Genomic DNA, 19,704 nt, shown 5'->3' with positions numbered 1-19,704 from the left:
AACATGTGATGTTAGAAGTTAATGAAAGCCTGTTTAAAGAGCTTTACCCATATATTGAAAATGATGATGTGACCGATATCAAATGGAATGGTAGAGCGCTTAGAATCAGAGATTTGAAAAAAGGTACGTATCTTGTTCCGGATATTATGCTTACTGAAGAATTTTTAAATGTATTAACTACGAGGATGGCAAATTCAATCAATGTCAATTTTAATTACTCCTCCCCTTCTTTTACTGCGCAGGCAGATGGTCTGCGTATCCAGTGCAGACATGCAAGCTGCTCTGGAAAAACAGAATTGATCATAAGAAAAGTATCCTCTGAGTGTCGTATAAAGAATGATAGCGTGATAGATAGTGGTTATATGCATCCACTACTTTACAAGCTGCTTCCAGCACTGGTACGTTGTCACACATCCTTTGTTATTATCGGACAGGTCGGTGCCGGTAAGACAGAAGTTATCAAATGGCTCGCTCAATATATTGGTGAGAATATCGGTGTGCAGACAGTAGAAGATACCTTGGAACTGAAATTGGACGTCTTATATCCGGAAAAGGATGTTATTCCCATTCGTGTAGATTCACATTATACGTCACAAATGGCGATTGAAGATGGGTTAAGAAGCCTTATTGAATATATGATCATGTCTGAGGCCAGAGGACTTGACATCATTACAGCTATGCAGGGAGCTTCCACGGGTTGCAAAACTATGACCAGTATTCACTGTGAAGAATCAAAAGATATTCCTGATAGAATCGTACAGATGGTGGGAAGCAAGGCAGACCCGTTATCCTTCCGTAATGATGTTTATACATTTTTTGATGTAGGAATCCGAGTGTCCATGGAAGAAACGTCTTCCGGGATCTTCCGGAAGATTGATCAGCTGTGTTTTTTTGATCGAACGAATGAAACTAACAAGATCTATTCTCTTTACGATGAAGGAATCGATGAGCCTTGCATCCCTGAAAGGATATTGAAGAAACTAAGAAAGCATAAAGAATATGAAGCATTAGAGGAACTAGAAAGGGTTGGTGTATTTGAAAAAGGAAAAGAGTAATAAGAAAAAAAGGATCATAACATTTAATCTTCTGCAGAAGGAAGTGGAGGAGTATGGTTATGTCTATTCCTTTAAAACATTTTTATGGCAGCTGCTGTTAGTACTTGCCTTTGTTATCTTAGTATCATTCATAACAAAGTTGGAAATACCGTATATTATCATTTTGTGTATGATCGCCATATTCTGTTTTCCGTTTATCGTAGTATCACAGTTTCGTATGATACACAATATGGATAGATTTTTACAGGTGGAATCATATGTAAATAATATCTTGCCTATTTTTAAGCAGACACCTAAGATTTTATACGCATTAAAAGAAGTAAATGAGCTGCTTTATGGTGAAATAAAGGATTGTGTGACAAAAGCTATAGAGTATATAGAAACCAATCTGGATGATGTTGATCTTTATGATCATGCATTTTCAATCATTACGAATGAGTTCCCTAATTCCCGTATCATGTCTATTCATAAACTCATGAAAGACATTGAAACAGAATCATCAAAAAATTATTATGATACGATTGATAATCTGTATTACGATGTGCAGCAATGGATATCCCGTACATATAGCTACCATAAGGATATAAAATCGAAAAAACTTGCACTTCTATTCATTTGCATGCTTGCGGTGACGATCGATGTATTTTTCACTTTTATGTACAGTTCAAATGAAATGATGTCAGGATTTACCGGTGTCGCTTTATATCAGCTCATTACAGCGGTGTTTTTAACAACAATGATGATTATCATATGCATACTGCAAATGCGCTTACACGCAAAATGGCTGGTCGATGATAAAACGGTGAAGATGGATAAGAAAGTCATGCAGGCATATGAATTTATTAAAAAGGGTGATAAGAGGATTCCTAAGCCAATGCTAGGTGTTTGCATCTTGATGCTTCTAGCTGCTGTTGTTTTATGGTTTACCGGTCTTACTCCCTTTGCAATCTTATTGGCAGCAGCGGCATTAGTCTGTTTGCTCCTAGCGAAGAACAATTATCGGTCTTGTAAAAAAATCGTAACGAAAGCAATAAAAATAGAATTTCCAATCTGGCTGCGAGAAATAGCCCTCAATCTGAAAAATTACACTGTAGTAAACGCAATTAAGAACAGTCAGGATAACTGTTCTAATCTGATGAATGTATTCATTGATGATTTTATAAAGGCGAATGATGCGGATCCTGTAACTATCGCTCCTTACATATGCTTCTTCGAAGGCTTTGATTATCCGGAAGGACAGTCCGCAATGAAAGTTTTATATTCCCTGCAGAAGATAGACCATGAGGATTTGGATAAACAGATCAACTCGCTTGTTACTAGGAATCAAGATATGCTTGCTAAGTCTGAAAAACTACGTAATGAAAGCTTGTTAAGAAGTGTGGATAACCTTGGTGTTGTACCAGTTATTGCAGTTATGGTGCTGATCACAGCGAATCAATTTTCGTTATTTATCTATATGTTTCAGCTGATCGGCCAAATGATGGTGCTGCCAGGATGAAAATATTAGTAGAAGAGATGGTTTCAAGCTTGTGTGAGTTGATAGTATATGCAATTGGTGTTTCTGTCTTCTTCGGAGTGTTAGCCTTGATATCGGAGATAGCCTTATGAATGAAAATATGGAGCAGTTCTTTGTTCTTATGCTGGATATCATTGGAGCCGGAATCGGTGTTGCCATGTTCTGCGGGATATTTGTAGGATCCTCATCCCTTCTTGCATTACTGATCAGTAATTTATTAACGGGGTTGATGTGATATGCGAAATTTAGTGAGTGCATTTTTGATGTTGCTGATTGCAGGCGTTGGAGCAATGCTTGGTTTCGGAATGCTATCCGTTATCTTTGACAATCAAATATTACTGCAGAATGAGGTCGTGAAATTCGATGTAATCGAGGTTGGAACTCATGTAGATTATGAGATACCAAAAGTTGAAGAAGGACAAATGGTAGTGAAGAATGCCATTGTAAAAAAGGATTCCACTTTTGACTGGAAAGAACATGTGGAATGCTTTGCAGATAATGGTACCGATCTTAAACGTTATATCGTAATGCAGGGTAAAGTGGATACGACGAAAATCGGTAGCTATGAAGTGGTATTCGTATTGAACTGGAACGGTAAGTCTATCGTAAAGAAAACAATATTTTATGTAGAGGAGTGAAGCCTTATGGATACATTATTTAAGATCATGAATGGTTTCATCATAATGATGATTGAAATCATGGTAGGAAGCGTTTTGACTTTAGGAGAGATACAAATAATGTCCGCAAGGCATTTACATACATCTGTAATCAATCAGATCCAAAGCTCCTACTATGCAGTTAACGACGCAGAATTAAATCAAGCTATCCAGGCAAAAATGCCGGGATGGTACGTAGAAACAAAAACAGTAAACAGCGTAGCAGATCGTCAGGATAGGCTTGTAACATTACATTATAAAGTCTATATTCCATTGTTAGGAATCGAAAAAGACGGCCAGATTGACGGCTACGCAAGATAAACAGTGGTTATGCTTCCCTAAAAAGCACACTAAACACATATGGAGGTATATATTATGCATTTTACAATGGAAGATTTCGGAAAGGTTTGTTTGATTATTTTGGCTATTTGCCTTGTGTTAGGTATCATGTATGTCCTGGGACCAATTGTTCAGAATGGTGTCAGTGGTATGATTGAGAAGTTTGTGAATTCTGTTGATATCCCAACACTTTAATTATCCTGTAGGGATGTACCATTGAGTGGTACATCCCTAATAAATTGATCTAGTCGCAGATTATACGGATAAGAGCATACAGACATTTCGTGATATAGAAATAGATTAGTTTTGCAAAATCTTGATAAATGACACATCACGGGTTTCTAGTATGTAATGTACCAGTGAGTGGTACATTAGGAGGATTATGATATCAATAGATAAAAAATTACTGCAGCTTTGTAAACAAAGAGAAAAAGAGCTTGCTAAGAAATCAGAAATTGAAGAAAAGATTCATATCCTTGATATTGGGATAAAGAAATATGAGGATTATAAAAAGCAGCAAATGAAATTAGATCAAATGAGGATCGAGCTTGAAAAGAAGATAGCTGAAGATCTATGAAGGAGGATAGACGATGATAAACAGAGTAATAGTAGAGGGACGGCTCACAAAAGATCCTGTATTACGAAAAACTCAAAACGGAGCTAGTGTAGTTAGCTATACAATAGCGTGCAATCGACGTTTTAAACAGGATGGGCAGCCGGAAGCTGATTTCATCAGCTGCATTGCCTGGAAGAAAACAGCAGATGTCGTTGCTCAATACACACAAAAGGGATCGTTGGTCGGTGTAGAAGGTAGAATACAGACACGCAATTATGAGGATAAAGATGGAAAAAAAGTATTTGTAACGGAAGTCATAACGGATAATATATCTTTGCTTGAAAGTAAAAAGAAAGCTGCAGCACAAGCTGAGGAAAGCACCATGTCCTTTCCTTCCTCTGATGAAATAAATATAAATGACGAAGATTTGCCGTTTTAGTAATGCATAAGAGGAGAAAAAGAAAATGGCCAAAATCTATGATGCGGTTTTAAAAAGGGCAAATATAAGAGATGTATTAAATGCGTATGATGTTAAAATAGTTGGAAACAAATGCATATGTCCCTTTCACGCGGACAAGAATCCATCAATGCTTATCAATGATAAAAAGCAGTTTGTTAAATGCTTTGCGTGCGGTACCGGGGCTAATGCAATCACATTTGTATATAAGTATGAAAAGGAAATCAATCATAAAGATATCACCTATAATGATGCGGTGAAAAAAGTAGCAGAGATCTGTAATATCAATGATATCGATCTTTCATCTTTAGATAAGCGCAGTAAAGAATATCAATATACAAGCAACGGTCATAAATATGACGAAAAAGAAAAGGATCTATTGGCTACCTTAGATTTTGTGCAGCGCCTTGCTGCATACACGCTGAAGACGAATGAGGCAGATGCAAAAACATATCTGCAGAACAGGGGCTTTGATGAAGAACTCATTCAATCAGAAGGTTATGGTTATCTTCTGCCAGGGCAGCTTTTAGCTTCTATGAACAAACGGAAAGAATTATCTGCTGATAGATTAGAGGCTGCCGGTCTGATTCGGTATGGCGAAGATGGTAAGCCCTATGAGGTATTTAAAGACCGAGTATTGATCCCTGTGCGTGATGATAAAGGAAATACCGTAACATTCAGTGGCCGGGCTGTGCATAACGAGGAACCGAAGTACCTGCATGGTATCAACACTAGTGTGTTTAGGAAAGAAAATATCCTTTATAACTATCACGAAGCTAAGAATTATGCATATGGAGAGGAACTTTATATCGTTGAAGGCTTTATGGATGTTGCTGGCGGAAAGCGTATGGGACTTAAAAATATCGTTGCAACTATGGGAGTGGACATTTCCCACAAGCAGCTTGATCTGATAAGAAAAAGTAAAAGTACCATCAATCTGATGCGGGACAATGACAAAGCCGGTAAAGCTGCTATGTTAAAAGAGATCCCAATGCTCATAAAGCAAGGAGTAAATGTTAATGTTATTGACCTTTCCTCGTATCCTGCTAATTGTAAGGATCTGTGGGATATAGCGAATAGCAATGAAAAACTTGTAGAATTAGAAAAGCATAAGGTAAGTGGATTTACCTACTTGATGGATCATAAATATTTTGCTAATAAAGAGGTCATAACTGAAACCATCTTCGAGGTATATCAGAAAGCAAAAGAAGATGGCATCATCAAAACGACCTTACATGAAAATATGTTCTTTGACTATATCAAATCAACATCAGAATTTCAGCGTGATGAATTACAGGATATCATACACCCCCGGCCTGTTGAAGCAAAAGAAGATTCACGTACTAGATTGCGTGATCAAATTGAAACAGAATATGTACTTAGATCTGTGGATGAATATTTATCCGGAAGAGATGATAGCATCATGCGAGATTATTATGAAATTCATAAGGAACAGATCAGTGAGCAGATCATCGCATCTTATAGACAAACACCTCAAGTTTTTCTTTATAAGGATAATGTCAATGCTGCTTTGCTGTTATATGAGCAGCTGCGTGATGATAAAGAATTTGAGAAATTTGATTTTATTCACAGATTTCCGCATGAGCAGGTATTTCAAAAAGCATTTATTAAAAATATAAACGGGGAGGCACGTCTGCAGCTGAATCAGGAACAGCAGGCTAAGATCATTAATCAATACCATGATATGGATGACCAGGATAAGATGGCATTAGAATCCGTAGAAGATCTGTATATCGTAAATCATGTGAACGACCTTGACGGCATCCTCGATCTGGGGGATAAAAAAGAATTGCAAATGCTGAAAGATAGGATCAAGTTTCAGATGAGTATCTATCCGGAAAAGATGATGTATTTTAAATATGGTAATATATTTCGTGAAGAAGATAAATATGCAATAAGTGATGATTATAAAGATGCTTCTGGAGAGTACAAGACATTGCTGCTATATAATAATCTGGATAATAAATTGGATATCAATAAAAACCAGGTAATCAAACATCCTGTGAAAGATGTAGTGCTTTTAAAAGATAACGCAAAGGATGCAATGATGATGGAGCAGCTGCAAGGAAGAGAACAGAAAGTTAATGAATCGGAGAAAGGCGCTGAGATAGAGTCAGGCATATTCCGCTTTTCTATTCATAAATCTATCATAAAAAGAGAAGATGATGACAAATATTTTGTTAGAATACCTGGAACAAAAATGAAATGCTATACATACTTTTCTAAGAATGAGTGCAAATGGGCATCATCCGGCGAAATGATGTATACATCGTTAAAGGATGATCGTAGTTATATGATCTACGATGCAAATGGTGACAAAAAAGAGGAATGGACATATGCTGATATGAAAAGAAAATGGGAGGATAAAACAAAAAGCCGCAAAGTTCCTGACCAAAAGATAAATCCCAAAGAAGAACAGAAACCTACTGATAAAATCAAATCCTACAGAAATAAGGTTCATCATCAAGATGCAGCTTCGCCTGAAGTTGAAAAAATCGTAAAGAATGATAAAGCTAATGCGAATGAATTACCGCAGAGCAGAAAACAAACAAGTAGATCTACTGCGAAAGGAGACTATATCATTTCGAAATCTAAAATCATTCGAGAATCTGTGAACGGCTTTTACATAAATCTATCTGAAAAAGATAAAGTATTGTTCATATCAAAAAAGATAGCTGAATTCAATAAATATGGTACACATTTACTAATAGACCCAAAGCGGTCAATATTAAAAAACAGTGGAGTATCACTATATGAATTAAAATCAGATGGTCAATTTCAATTTCAAAAGCATATTAAAAGCAAAGATATAGACAACTATCTTGTTTCCTCAACGAAAGCGAAAAATATGAAATATATTCATTCTTTTGATCCTGCTACTTTCAATACTTTTAAGCGGTCAGGAGATGGTGTTTTCCTGAAGCTTCCCGCTAACTATCAAAATATGAAAGGTGACATCAGTATCAATAGTTATTATTTCACTAGAAATAATGGCCAAATCGTGCTGAATGTGCCTGATTCTGCTGCCTTCTCCTTTTATAAAGATGGTAAATATGCGGGGAGAGTTGAAGCTTCAGATTTATCTGCAGCATATGAGAGCGGTCAAGAAAATGCTAAGAGATCTTATGATGAATATCGTGATATCAGTGATGCCCAGGATGAACAGGAGATCATGATATGAATGATACAAAGCACGATATAGAAAAAATAGGTGAAAATTCAACACGCAGAAGTTGGAAAATCGGAAGATTTTTAACAAGGATCTCTTTGGCGATAACAGCACGTATTTATAAAGTGTTTCGTAAGTATTTTACCAACCCGATGAGAGCAATCGAGAAAGATGGTAGTACGAAACGTCTTGCAGTCTCTCCACCCATTACTAAGGATGAAGCCAAAATGGTTATAGCCAAGGCACGGGAAGAGGGTGTATTAGTCTGTCTAAAGGAAATGCAGCCTGATGGAGATCAGGGGCGTGGAAAATCACTATTCAGCCAGGGACGTATTGCAAAGCATGATATAAAGGCAGCTAAATGGAAAGAAAGAAGTAAGGCATTCAAGCTCATTGCACCTATTTCAAAATTTAGTGATAAACGTGCTGATCATCATATGAAATTATCTGCTGCAGACAGCAAAGCAGCAAAAGATGAACGGTTTATTATTATTTGCAATGAATCCAGGATATCATTTATGAATGATCGCCTTGAAGATATTGAGAAGCTACGTATCCAAAAGAAAATGAATAACGAACTTGAAGATATCAATAAAGATGGTGTCATTGATGAAAGAGACATATTAAACCTGCATTCTTTAGATATGGAATTGGAACCTGAGGAATTAGAGCCTGGAAGAGATTATGGAAGCTGCATGGTCAGGGATTATCAGTCTAACTTTTGTACACAGACAGTACCAAAAGATGAATACTGCAGTATCCGCAGTGAAATGTTTAACATGAAAAGTCATGGGGCATTTGTACTTGATGATAATAGAGTGCTTTTGGCTTTTCCAAAAGATGAGCTAAAAGAATATCAGCGTTATTGTGCTGCTTACCCTATCAAAGAATATGGAACACAGGGCGGTAATGCTATCAATAGTGAGAAAAATAATAAGAATTTGATCTCCATGGAGATCACTGATCCGGAATCATTAGATAAATTCCGAGAAAAGTATGAAGGACATGATTATATAGCAGAGCACAATTCAGATGGATCATGCTCTATCATGGTAAAAGAGGATGAAACAGAAAGAATGGTAGAATTATCCGCAAAAAAGTCAGCCACCGCTTCCTTACTGGAAGAAGCAAAAAATTTCGTTAAAGAACAAACTGAGGAAGCGGTATTACCAATGGAAGAAATAGAGCTTGACTTGGATCAGGAGGAATTAGAACTTGATTATTAAACGGACACCTAAGAAAAACTATGTTATACCAATTATGATTGCTCTTCTAACGTTTCTGATCGGCGTCAGGATTACTTCTCTGGCTGCTTATAAAAATCAGGGCAAATGGTCTTTAGATATCATTTCAGAAGCTGCTGATATCACCAATATAAAAATTCCTTTTATCTTAAATAGAAAATCTATATTTACTGGATTTTTTATGGCAGCATTTTCGTGGATGTGCTATGAAACTGTACGATCAAAAAACAAAAAGAATATGCAGGAAAATACATATGGTTCTGCAGACTGGAATAGTAATGAAGCTATTAAAGCTTTGCAAAGCAAAGAATATTGGGAAAATCAGATATTCACAAAGACAGAGTCTATATCAAAGGATATGTCGATAAGTAAACTGAATAGAAATATCGTAGTTATTGGGCGGCCAGGTACTGGGAAAACGAGATACATGTTGAAACCTAATATCCTAAGCAGCAATAATGAAACCTTGATTTTAACAGATCCAAAAGGTGAGCTGTTAAGAGACTGTGGGACAGCTCTACAAAATGCCGGTTTTGAAATCAAGGTTCTGAATCTCGTTGAAAAGTGGAAAAGTGACGGATATAATCCTTTCAAATATATAAAGAAACTTCCTAAAGAAGCATGGCTCCTTGATATCAATAATGATAAATCATTTTCGGATGAATTGAAGGATGATGAGAAGAAGGAACATTTCGCTGAGGATGATGTGATGTCATTTATCCATAAGCTAATGACCAGTACGAAAAGCGATACGATTGAAAGTCAGACGGGAGATCCGTTCTGGGAAAAAGCGGAGATGGTATTTCTTCAGGCGATATTCTATTATGTAATTTTCAATTATGATCTGAAAGACCGTAATTTCAAAACAGTATTGGAACTGATCAGATTAGGGAATCCGGATAAAGACGGAAATTCTGATTTGAAACTCATGTTTGACGCCTGGGAAGCAAAAGATCCTAACAATGTAGGTGTTAAGCAATGGAAGCATTTTATCCTATCCGCAAGCTCCCCTAAAATGATGGCCACGATCATACTTACTGCAGTTGGCCGACTTGCACCGTTCAATATCGGTGAAGTGGAACGTCTGACATCTGTAGATACTATAGAAATTGATCGCATCGGTCTTCCTGGTTCAAAAGGAAAGGTTGCTTATTTCATCATTACAGAGCCTGGGGATAATACATTTAACTTCATAGCGAATATGGCGTATACACAGATTTTTAATATGATCGACTATAACGCTAAACAGAATGGTGGAACTTTAGCTACACCTTGTAACATCTATATGGATGAATGGGCACAGCTAGGAGAGATTCCCCGTTTTATTGAAATGTGGGCATATGTCCGTAGCTTGGATGTCGGTATCACCATCTTCTTGCAATCACTATCACAGTTAAAGAAAATGTATAAAGAGAGCTGGGAAACTGCTTTAGATTGCTGTGACTTTGTACTGTTTTTAGGGTCACGTTCAAAAGATACTCTTGAATATATGAGTACGATCTTGGGTAAACAGACACTTTATAAAAAATCAAGCGGTAGGACATATTCCCGACAGGATTCAACATCCTGGAACTGGGATGTCGTAGGAAGAGAATTAGCGACCATTGATGAGATATCAAGAATGGAAAAGGGCAAAGGAATATTAAGTATTGCCGGCATGCAGCCCTTTTATTCTGATCTATATGATCTATCACAACATCCTAGATATGATGAATTGTTTGAACCATGGATAGAAAAAAAAGGGGAAAAGGATCTACAATTCAGAGAAACAAAGGAGTGGATCGAGAATCACGCTAAATTATATGTGCAGGTATCACCTAGGCATAGTTCTTCCATTGAAATGAAGCATCAGAAGCTGATGGATCAGCTTGGAATCAAAGCTAAGGTAAATACATCATTGGAAATGAAAAAAATATGTGATATCGACAAGAAAATCCTTTCAACGAAAGGTGATATCTATACATCGAAGAGTACATTTACAGACGAACTATTAAGTTAAAGTGAGGAGACAATATGAAAAAAACAAAGATGACAAAGGAAATAAAAAAGAAAATCAAAAATGAAATTGTAAAAAAAGTTGCTTATACAAATATGACTGCAGCATCTTTACTAATGTTGATGGAGCCAATATCCGCAGCTGACAGTAATACGAGCTCTTTGGACAGTTTTATTACATTCATTTGTGATTGGTTGATTAAAATTGGTGGTGTCGTTGCACTCATCGGAGGTGTGACATTTGCTATCGGTTGGTCAAGAGATGATGCGGATTCTAAAGCAAGGGCACTTCTTGCTGTTATGGCCGGTTTTATGGTCATGGGTATAGGAGCAGCACCAGGCGTGTTTGGATTGTAGAGGCACAAGATGAGTGGCTTTATAGCACAGCTTTTTGATATCTGTTTCACTATTTTCGGTATCAAATTTGACATCGGTAATATAGCAAAGACAGTGGTTGACCTATGTAAATGGAATAAGATCACATCAACAGAACTTTGGAGCATGGCCAAAACATTAAATGAAATTTTCGTCCCAATCGGTATAAGTCTTTTGACTATATTTTTTATGATAGACCTGATAAAGAAAATGATGGAAGTAGATAGAATATCATGGGAACGTGTAGCAATGTCAATTGTACGGATGTTGATTTTTAAAACGCTGATCCTACACTCTTATCAACTGCTAAACAGTATCATGTCTATCGCAAATGATTCTCTGCTAACAGTTCTAAACAAATTAGGTGGTACAACAGCCTTACCATCATTAACAAAGCAGATAGCTGATGTGATAGATAGCATGGATGGATTTCTGGCCGAGGTCATGATGGCAGTATTAGTTGTAATGCTATATCTACCGATGATGGGTACTTTGATTGGTGTAATCGTACAAATCCTACAGCGACTCGGGAAACTGCTTTTAAGCTTTTGTACAGCTCCTATCCCTCTGGGGATTGGTGTCTGGGAGGATGGCAGCGGTGTAGGGAAGAAATTCATCATGTCAGTGGTTGCATTAGGATTAGAAGCAATCCTAATCGTGATCTGTGTGTACATATACAGTAAGGGGATAGGTTCATTAAAACATGCCAATGCCCTTTCTACTATGATTGGAATCATGACGCTAAATGGCTTTCTGCTTGCAATCATCAGTTATATGAATCAGATGGCAGAAAAATTGACAGGGGGTAATTAACATGGATCATATACAACCAAGGATACACGAAGAAATAAATGATTATGAAGAAAGGATCTATTCCTTTACCTTTCGTCAATGGATCTGTTTGATTCTCATTGCCATTATTACAATACCATCATATTTTTTCCTGAAAAATATAATCGGTGAAGAAACAACAAGCTATATCATCATACTGGAAGTTATACCATTCGCAATTATTGGATGGATTCCAATTCAGGGGTTGAAGGCAGAGAAAATAATACCGTTCTGGTATAGAAATTATTTTAAGTTTGCAAAACCCTTGATCTATAAAACAGAGAAAGAATTGCAGGAAGAAATGGAGAAAAAGAAACAGGAACGCAAAGAACGTCTTGGGAAACTCAAACATGTTTCTGCTCTAGCAACAAGAAAAAAAAGGAAGGAAGAAAAAGGCCAACAGCATGAAGATATTAAAGGATAATTTACAAAAGATCAATGCAGAAGTAACGCATGTCAAATCTTTCATAAAAAGAAACAGATCAGGAAGTGCCAAATCAACATTTAGCTTAATAAAATATATTAAACACAAAGGAATCTATATTCCCAAAACAAATCAGCAGTGCATCTCTTATATGTTTAAGGATATTCATAAGGACATCTTTCAGATAAATGATGATGAGTATTCTCTTTGTATGGAATATGAAGATATATCGTTCAGCAAAGCTTCCCAGGAACATGCTGAGACGATCTATCTAAAATGGATCGATTTCCTTCATAGTTTTTCAACCGATACACATATAACAGTAACGAATGCCGGTTCACCAATATTATCAGACGCATACAAAGCAGAGTATATGATAGATTCTGCTGCTGCAAAAACAAAGGAACAAAAGCAGATACAACAGGAATTCAATACCTTGATAGGTAACGCTATTGGTAATAAGAAGTACATATTAAAGACAAAGCGTTATATCACGATTTCTATGAAAATAGATGATATAGAAAACGTGCAAGATATTTTCTTTGAACTGTATATGAAAACTGTAGAGAAGTTTAAAGGTATACATTCAAATGTACGTATCGTACCAATGAAAGAACGTCTTATTTTTTTGCATGATTTTTGGAACACAGAAACCGCAGAAGAGAAACATATTAGCGATATTCAGGAATATGCCAGAAAGAATGATCTGACGGTATATGATGTAATGGCACCGCATGCTGAAATCTCTATGAGAAAATCTGATATCATCAACATTGGAAACAAAAAATTTGTAAGAATTTTGTATATGGATCCCAAAATGCCTAACAGTCTGTCTCCGAAGTTTTATAACACTATGACTTTGATAGATGATGTCAATTTGATTGTTACACAGAACATACAACCAACAAAGCCTGCCAAAGCCATAAAAAGAGTTAGCAAACAGCTATCAGCGATGGAAACTGAGAGGTTGACCAAAGTAAGAAAATTAGCGAAAAATAATATAAATTATGCATTAGTACCGGATAAAAGATTAGAGACAGGAATCAAGAATGCAAATACACTTATGAAAGATATACAATTCAATGATCAACGAATCTTCAGAAATAATATGTTATTCTGTATTACTGCAGCAAGTCAAAAGGAGTTAGATATTCACACAAAAAAAGTGATTGAGAAGGCTGCGGAAATGCTGATCCACCTTAACCCTATGCATTGGCAGCAGCTGGAAGGTGTTCAGCATGTCCTACCATTAGGACACAATACAATCCAGTTCCAACGTACTATGACCAGTGAAGCTACTGCTGTACATGTACCTTTCAATTCACGAAATTTCACGCACAAACATGCCCTTTTCGGCGGCACGAACATTGTATCCAATAAAGCTATATTTTACGATCGTAAACAGCTGCTGAACGGAAACGGCTGTGTATTGGCCACTTCCGGATCTGGTAAATCATTTGCTATAAAAATGATGATTGAACAGATTATGCTTTGCTATCCGGATGATGATGTGATTCTTATTGATTATCAGAGGGAATATTCTGATATCATGAATATCTTTAATGGACAGACTATAACTATATCAGATACATCAGATACGCATATAAATCCATTTGATCTTGACATCAATTACGATCTAAAGGAGAAGGGGAAAGGATCTCCGATTAAATCGAAGACGGAATACCTGTTGGCATTATGCGCCTGTTTGAAAGAAGAACCGTTGAGCGCAAAAGATAAAACGATTATTGACCGCTGCACGAATATCGTATACCAGGACTTTGCGAAAAGTGGATATAAAGATAAGACAAAAAAACCGTTATTTGCTGACTTTCAAAAGGTCTTACTAGCACAAGAAGAACCGCAGGCAAAGGATCTTGCTTTGATACTAGAGCGCTTTATAACAGGCTCTCTTGATATGTTTGCGTATGAGACAAATATTGATATCAAAAGCAGACTTGCTCGTTTTGATACGCATGAAATGCCTGAATCTATGGATATGGCTGGATACTTAGTCATTATGGATCATATCATCAATAGACTTGCAGCCAATAAACAGAAAAATAAATTCACCTGGATCTTTTTCGAGGAATTTCATGTTTTATTGGAGAACGTCTATGCAGCAAAATATGTTGCGAAGATATATAAAGTCGGAAGAAAATTGAATGCGATGAACACGATTATTACTCAAAATATCTCAGATATGTTGGATAATAAGCAAGGCAGAAAGATATTGTCTAACAGTGAATTTGCTCTTATCCTTAAGCAGAAGCCCTTAGATAAGGCAGATATATGTGAAATATTCAATATCTCAAAAGAGGAAAGCCGCTATATTGATGATGATGCTTCAGCTGGACATGGTATTTTAGTTTTTGGTAACGAGAATATCACATTTAAAAATAATGTGCCGGTAGACAATTATTTGTATAAGATAAACAATACTGATAGCGTTGTTCAAACAAGGTGAAAAGGTGAAGAGGAATGAGTGAAGAAGCAAAAAAGGATGTCAATCAGAGGCTTCGCACGGTAAGCTATGGCGGTTTTGTTGTTTCTGAAAAAGGGTTCGATCAGCTAGATGAATCAGCGAAAAGGATCTCTACGAATATATCAAAAAAAGAACAGGATCAGGAAGATTCCGAGGAATCGAATATTGAATCAAATGATCCTGTTAGACAGGGAACTGAAGTCACGGAAGATGCAGTCTCTGATGAAGTTTATGAAAATGAAAGCTATTCAAATGATATAGGAAACGAGCAAAATAGTGATGAATACACAATAAGGCTGAATCATGAGTTTTCTAATACTGAAGGGGAGTATGTTTCCAAAATTCGCACAAATATATTTAATGAAAATAATACAGTTAAAGATGATCTTGCTGATGAATTTGAGGATAAGTTTTCAGGTTATGAATCGACCACAGAGTATACTGAATATGAGGTAGCTGATGAAGCGGGTGGACAAAAATTAAAAACTTTCACAAAAAAGGCACTACATATTGCGAATAAAGCTACATTTGATTTTCATGAAGATCAGGGAGCAATCTCAAGAGTTGCTACAGTTGCAGGAAAATCGGGTAAGGCAGCTTCGAAAGCTGGAAAGCGTATCATTAAAACTTCTGCTTCATTAAGCAAGGCAATGGATAATCAGGATGGGGCCGGTTCCGCATATTTTAATGAAAAAGCTTCCAGTGTAACTAAAAGAAAAGCAAGTAAATATAGCGGCAAAGCATTTTTAAAGGTCTTACAAGGAATCATTAACAGCGCTAGTAAAATAGTGACATCGATTGCTTCTAAGGCAATCGTGGCTTCAGTTCTGGGATTAGAAGTATTACCCTTATTTGCTGTCGTAGTAGCTGCTACAGTCGCTGTGACGTCTATTTTCGGCAGTGGAGCATCTAATAACGTTATAAAAAAATATTCAGCGATTATGACTGCAGTACAAAATGATTTTAACCAGGAAGTCGATGATTTTATGAAAAAGTATCCGGATGGTATTGTTGTTGGTGTAAATGGCGGTTATGGAAAGATTGACTGGAAAGTACCATTATCTATTATACAAGGGAGTGGAGCTTCCATTGATTTTGATAATGCTGAAGGTGAGCTCTTAGATCAGTTTAAAAATGCAAATCTGCTCGAAAAACATACGATCACAACACAAAAAATAATTGAAAAGGATGATAAGGGGAAAGAGGTCATAAAGACCATTCACATATTGACGATTACAAATCCGGGCTATGATGATTATATGTCCTGGTCTAAAGATAATTTCAAACATATAAAAACCTTTTTGAGAGATAAAGAAATATTAAAAAAAGGACAAACGTACTTTACAAAGGAGCAACTAGACGTGATCAATAGCCTGAATGATTCAGATTCCTTTTTCGATGCATTTGGTGAGGATCTAAAAAATCATAATACCTCAACTGGAAGTAATAAAGTAGATAAAAACTTTGCGGCGCCTGAATATAATGAAAAAAACATTTTTACCCAATCCGGTTTCAAAGGGCAATGTACCTGGTATGCTTACGGTCGCGCTTTACAGGTCACCAAAAAGAAAATGCCTTCAGGAGATGCACAGACCTGGCTTTCTTCAGCATCGGCCATGGGATATCCAACAGGGAGCCGTCCGTCTGTCAATGCTGTTGTCGTATTATCTGGTGGTAACTTTGGACATGTTGCATTTGTCGAAGCCTGGGATGGCAAGAAAATCCGCGTATCCGAAGGAAATTATAGGAATCCATATTACAATGATACTAATATGATGGTTGCATATGCAAGAACACATGCGGAAGAATTAGTACATGAAGAAACATATAATAGTTATGAAGAATATAAGAAAAGGCAGGCCGACATTGGATTAGTGGTCGTGGGGTTTATTTATGAGAAATAGTAATCATATAGCAAAAATCAGTATGGGATTTGTGTTGATAGCGGTGATAGCAGCTACATCATTCGTAAGCAGCTGGCTCACTCGTAAGGAAGAACATCAAATACAAAGTGCTGCAGCTGCAGTACGTGAAGAAGCACTGCAGGAGCAGAAACTTGAAAAAGAAACAGACAAAGAGCCTCCTGTATTAACACTCACTACAGATAAGATTATTGTCTATGAAGGAGATGAGATCAATTATGAAGCATTCGTGAAAAGAGCATGGGATGACGTACAAGGCGATGTCCGTAATAATGTGACCTCAACAAGTATTGATACAGCACAGGCAGGAATCAAAATAATCAAATATAGTGTTCATGATCGAGCCGGAAATACAGCGGATGCTGAACTTAAAGTCACGATCAGAAAACGATAGAATTTTGTACTAGATTAAAGCAAGGAGAAATAAATGGAACAGGAAAATATTTATCAACAAGAATATCGAAAAGAAAAAGCAAATGATATACACTACTCCAAAGTATGGAATATCTTTTTCTGCAGAGCTGCAGATGCACAGATTTTATATGGAGATAGTGAGCAGATATTAAGCTATTTCGGATTGTCATACGGCATCAATAGCCACGATTATGATAGACTAGATAAAAGTCACATCATTCATCAATTAGTACATACACCATATAAGGGTATGCGCATCGAGGTGATTTGTCCAATTGAAGAGGATTGTATAGATTGCAATAATTGCAGGATCAATCCAGATATTGAAGAAGCAATCCAGAAAATACTGGACGTGCAGGAGGAAGGTATCACGTCAAGTCTGCAATTTTCGTTTTAAAGAATAAGCAGAAGCAATCATTGTCAAGAGGCAATAATGAGGAGGGTTGATATGCCTAAAATAAAAGATTTTGGAGAGAAAATAGGGGGCGCAAGAAAGGATCTATGGAAGCTATATGGAATGCAGATAGAAGATCTTCTCTATATGAACGAAGCAGAAAAACAACAATTGATAAGAAAAGATAATATTTGGAGTAAACCAGACTATGAGAAGCTTCATGCAGATGGATTACCTGTCAGAGTAGTTTATTTTATGAAAATGGTACGTGATGCGTGTCCAATCAGATTATCTGTTCCAGCATCCTTGGATGCTGATATGAAAGACGATTTGAGAAAAAGATATATACATACGATACAGGAAATGCGTGATCTGGTCATGAATCTAAAAACAGAATCGGATGTTTTAGATTTCTATAAGAAACACTTTCTCGGTAAATATGTCGTATCAAATGGGAGTCATAGATTTGTTGATGTGCCTGACGAATACCAAAATATTGTAGATAACAAACTGCTAAAGGCTGTTCAGGTCAACAATTTTTTTAAATATGATAGAGATATAACCAAGAAGAAATTTTGTTACAGTGATGAGGAGAAACTTTTAAGTAATTTCAAAATACTACAGTACGATGTAAATAAAATGGAATTTCGTAAAGATTATTCATCCAAGACTATGATTGCCATAAAAACATCGAACGGTGAATCCTATATTTATCCAGAAGAAAAATACTCAGACCCTGTCAACTGGGAAAATGAAAAATTCTTTGTACTACAAAACAGAAATATAATAGAAAACAATATAGAATCTTATGAAGAGGCAAAGCAGTATGCGTTGAAGCAAGCAAGACTGCTTGAAAAGACAGAAGGAATACAAAAGAAGCAGCAGCGTAAGGGTGCATACATACCGCCACAGTTGAAGGATATCGAAAGAATTGGGACAGATTATAGAAAAGGAAAGAATATAATTGGTGATAATTACCTTACAAAATTTGGTTTTCGGGGTGGAGAATTTGGTAATTGGCTGTCATCATCAGAACGGCAACAATCTTTGAATTATGGTTATGATGCACTCATGGATCTAAGCCGAACGTTACAGATCAATCCTGCAGATCTCTCTCTGGATCATCATTTGTCGATTGCTTTCGGAGCAAGAGGCAGTAAAAAAAGTCCTCTTGCCCATTATGAACCACTGCGTGAAGTTATCAATCTAACGAAGATGCGTGGCGCCGGTAGTCTTGCACATGAATGGGCGCACGCACTGGATAATGCGATTGGTAAAAGGAACGGATGTGAAATGGCTACTGAACATATGAATATTCCTGGGATACCAGAATCGTTGAAAAAATTGGTTCATACTATGTGTTTTAAGAAAGAAAAGCCGGATGATTTTTATGAAGAACGTACTGAATTTTATAAAAATTCTATCCTCTTCGATACGAAATTCGCTAAAACAGATAATGGATATTGGCAGAGTAAACCGGAAATGTTTGCTAGGGCGTTTGAATGTTATATAGCAGATAAGCTTGATAAAAATGGACAAAGAAGTGATTATCTGTGTGGACTTGCAGGCGCTTATACCGTACAGAAGAATGAAAATGGGAAGCCAGATGATAAAGAAATAATAACAGCTTTTCCAAAAGGAGAAGAAAGAAAATCAATAAGTCTATGCTTCGATGCATTCTTCCTTGACCTGAAGAAACTAGAATTATTGCATGAATTCGATCTGGAAGAGGAAGAAAAATCAAAAGAAAAAGATGATTCAAACACTTCACAGCCTACTCCACAGCCAATACGTGTGGATAATAATGGACAAAGTTTATTTGATTTTGAGCAAGAATATGAAAGGTAAATGATG

The 19,704-nt window shown here is 36.6% G+C and carries 19 protein-coding genes; all 19 read left to right on the top strand.

Going from position 1 to position 19,704, the window contains the following annotated elements:
- Positions 1-8: 8 nt before the first annotated feature.
- Positions 9-1,055, top strand: a complete 1,047-nt coding sequence (locus ACG3M1_RS12760) for an ATPase, T2SS/T4P/T4SS family (RefSeq protein ID WP_022300634.1) — start codon at positions 9-11, stop codon at positions 1,053-1,055.
- Positions 1,056-1,284: 229 nt separating this feature from the next.
- The gene (locus tag ACG3M1_RS12755; protein WP_257358866.1) at positions 1,285-2,553 is read left to right on the top strand and encodes a hypothetical protein; all 1,269 of its coding nucleotides are present in this window, start codon (positions 1,285-1,287) and stop codon (positions 2,551-2,553) included.
- Between the two features lie 106 nt (positions 2,554-2,659).
- Entirely contained in the window at positions 2,660-2,806 is a 147-nt protein-coding gene (locus ACG3M1_RS12750) for a hypothetical protein (protein WP_022300632.1), read from the top strand.
- 1 nt (position 2,807) lies between these two features.
- Positions 2,808-3,209, top strand: coding sequence for a hypothetical protein (locus ACG3M1_RS12745; RefSeq protein WP_257358865.1), 402 nt, complete (start codon positions 2,808-2,810; stop codon positions 3,207-3,209).
- Between the two features lie 6 nt (positions 3,210-3,215).
- A complete protein-coding gene (locus ACG3M1_RS12740; protein ID WP_022300630.1) occupies positions 3,216-3,548 on the top strand; it encodes a hypothetical protein in 333 nt (110 codons plus the stop codon).
- Between the two features lie 54 nt (positions 3,549-3,602).
- Positions 3,603-3,761 carry a hypothetical protein gene (locus ACG3M1_RS12735; RefSeq protein WP_022300629.1) on the top strand — a complete coding sequence of 53 codons (159 nt, stop codon included), beginning with the start codon at positions 3,603-3,605 and terminating at the stop codon, positions 3,759-3,761.
- Between the two features lie 187 nt (positions 3,762-3,948).
- A complete protein-coding gene (locus ACG3M1_RS12730) occupies positions 3,949-4,143 on the top strand; it encodes a hypothetical protein (protein ID WP_022300628.1) in 195 nt (64 codons plus the stop codon).
- A gap of 13 nt (positions 4,144-4,156) precedes the next feature.
- A complete protein-coding gene (locus tag ACG3M1_RS12725) occupies positions 4,157-4,561 on the top strand; it encodes a single-stranded DNA-binding protein (protein ID WP_022300627.1) in 405 nt (134 codons plus the stop codon).
- 25 nt (positions 4,562-4,586) lie between these two features.
- Positions 4,587-7,781, top strand: a complete 3,195-nt coding sequence (locus tag ACG3M1_RS12720; RefSeq protein ID WP_395814226.1) for a CHC2 zinc finger domain-containing protein — start codon at positions 4,587-4,589, stop codon at positions 7,779-7,781.
- Positions 7,778-8,995, top strand: a complete 1,218-nt coding sequence (locus tag ACG3M1_RS12715; RefSeq protein ID WP_257375800.1) for a hypothetical protein — start codon at positions 7,778-7,780, stop codon at positions 8,993-8,995. Before ACG3M1_RS12720 ends, ACG3M1_RS12715 begins: the two co-directional genes overlap by 4 nt.
- A complete protein-coding gene (locus ACG3M1_RS12710; RefSeq protein WP_257358864.1) occupies positions 8,985-11,012 on the top strand; it encodes a VirD4-like conjugal transfer protein, CD1115 family in 2,028 nt (675 codons plus the stop codon). Before ACG3M1_RS12715 ends, ACG3M1_RS12710 begins: the two co-directional genes overlap by 11 nt.
- A 14-nt stretch (positions 11,013-11,026) precedes the next feature.
- Entirely contained in the window at positions 11,027-11,365 is a 339-nt protein-coding gene (locus ACG3M1_RS12705) for a TrbC/VirB2 family protein (protein WP_022300623.1), read from the top strand.
- 9 nt (positions 11,366-11,374) lie between these two features.
- Positions 11,375-12,196: a hypothetical protein gene (locus tag ACG3M1_RS12700; protein WP_257358863.1), complete on the top strand. Its 822-nt coding sequence runs from the start codon at positions 11,375-11,377 to the stop codon at positions 12,194-12,196.
- 1 nt (position 12,197) lies between these two features.
- The gene (locus tag ACG3M1_RS12695; protein ID WP_257358862.1) at positions 12,198-12,638 is read left to right on the top strand and encodes a PrgI family protein; all 441 of its coding nucleotides are present in this window, start codon (positions 12,198-12,200) and stop codon (positions 12,636-12,638) included.
- Positions 12,619-15,102, top strand: coding sequence for a VirB4-like conjugal transfer ATPase, CD1110 family (locus ACG3M1_RS12690; RefSeq protein WP_022300203.1), 2,484 nt, complete (start codon positions 12,619-12,621; stop codon positions 15,100-15,102). The genes ACG3M1_RS12695 and ACG3M1_RS12690 overlap by 20 nt, the downstream gene beginning before the upstream one ends.
- A gap of 14 nt (positions 15,103-15,116) precedes the next feature.
- Positions 15,117-17,024 carry a CHAP domain-containing protein gene (locus tag ACG3M1_RS12685; RefSeq protein WP_022300202.1) on the top strand — a complete coding sequence of 636 codons (1,908 nt, stop codon included), beginning with the start codon at positions 15,117-15,119 and terminating at the stop codon, positions 17,022-17,024.
- Positions 17,014-17,436, top strand: a complete 423-nt coding sequence (locus tag ACG3M1_RS12680) for a hypothetical protein (protein WP_022300201.1) — start codon at positions 17,014-17,016, stop codon at positions 17,434-17,436. Before ACG3M1_RS12685 ends, ACG3M1_RS12680 begins: the two co-directional genes overlap by 11 nt.
- A gap of 33 nt (positions 17,437-17,469) precedes the next feature.
- Positions 17,470-17,853 (top strand): hypothetical protein, encoded by a 384-nt coding sequence (locus tag ACG3M1_RS12675; protein ID WP_257358861.1) that lies wholly within the window; start codon positions 17,470-17,472, stop codon positions 17,851-17,853.
- Between the two features lie 51 nt (positions 17,854-17,904).
- On the top strand, positions 17,905-19,698 hold the full coding sequence (locus tag ACG3M1_RS12670; RefSeq protein WP_022300200.1) for an LPD1 domain-containing protein: 1,794 nt from the start codon (positions 17,905-17,907) through the stop codon (positions 19,696-19,698).
- Positions 19,699-19,704: the final 6 nt, after the last annotated feature.

The sequence above is a fragment of the Clostridium sp. 10cd* genome, assembly GCF_044336395.1.
GTDB lineage: Bacteria > Bacillota_I > Bacilli_A > Erysipelotrichales > Erysipelotrichaceae > Clostridium_AQ > Clostridium_AQ innocuum.
The sequence above is the reverse complement of the archived record's forward strand: the minus strand, read 5'-3'. Positions and strand labels throughout refer to the sequence as shown.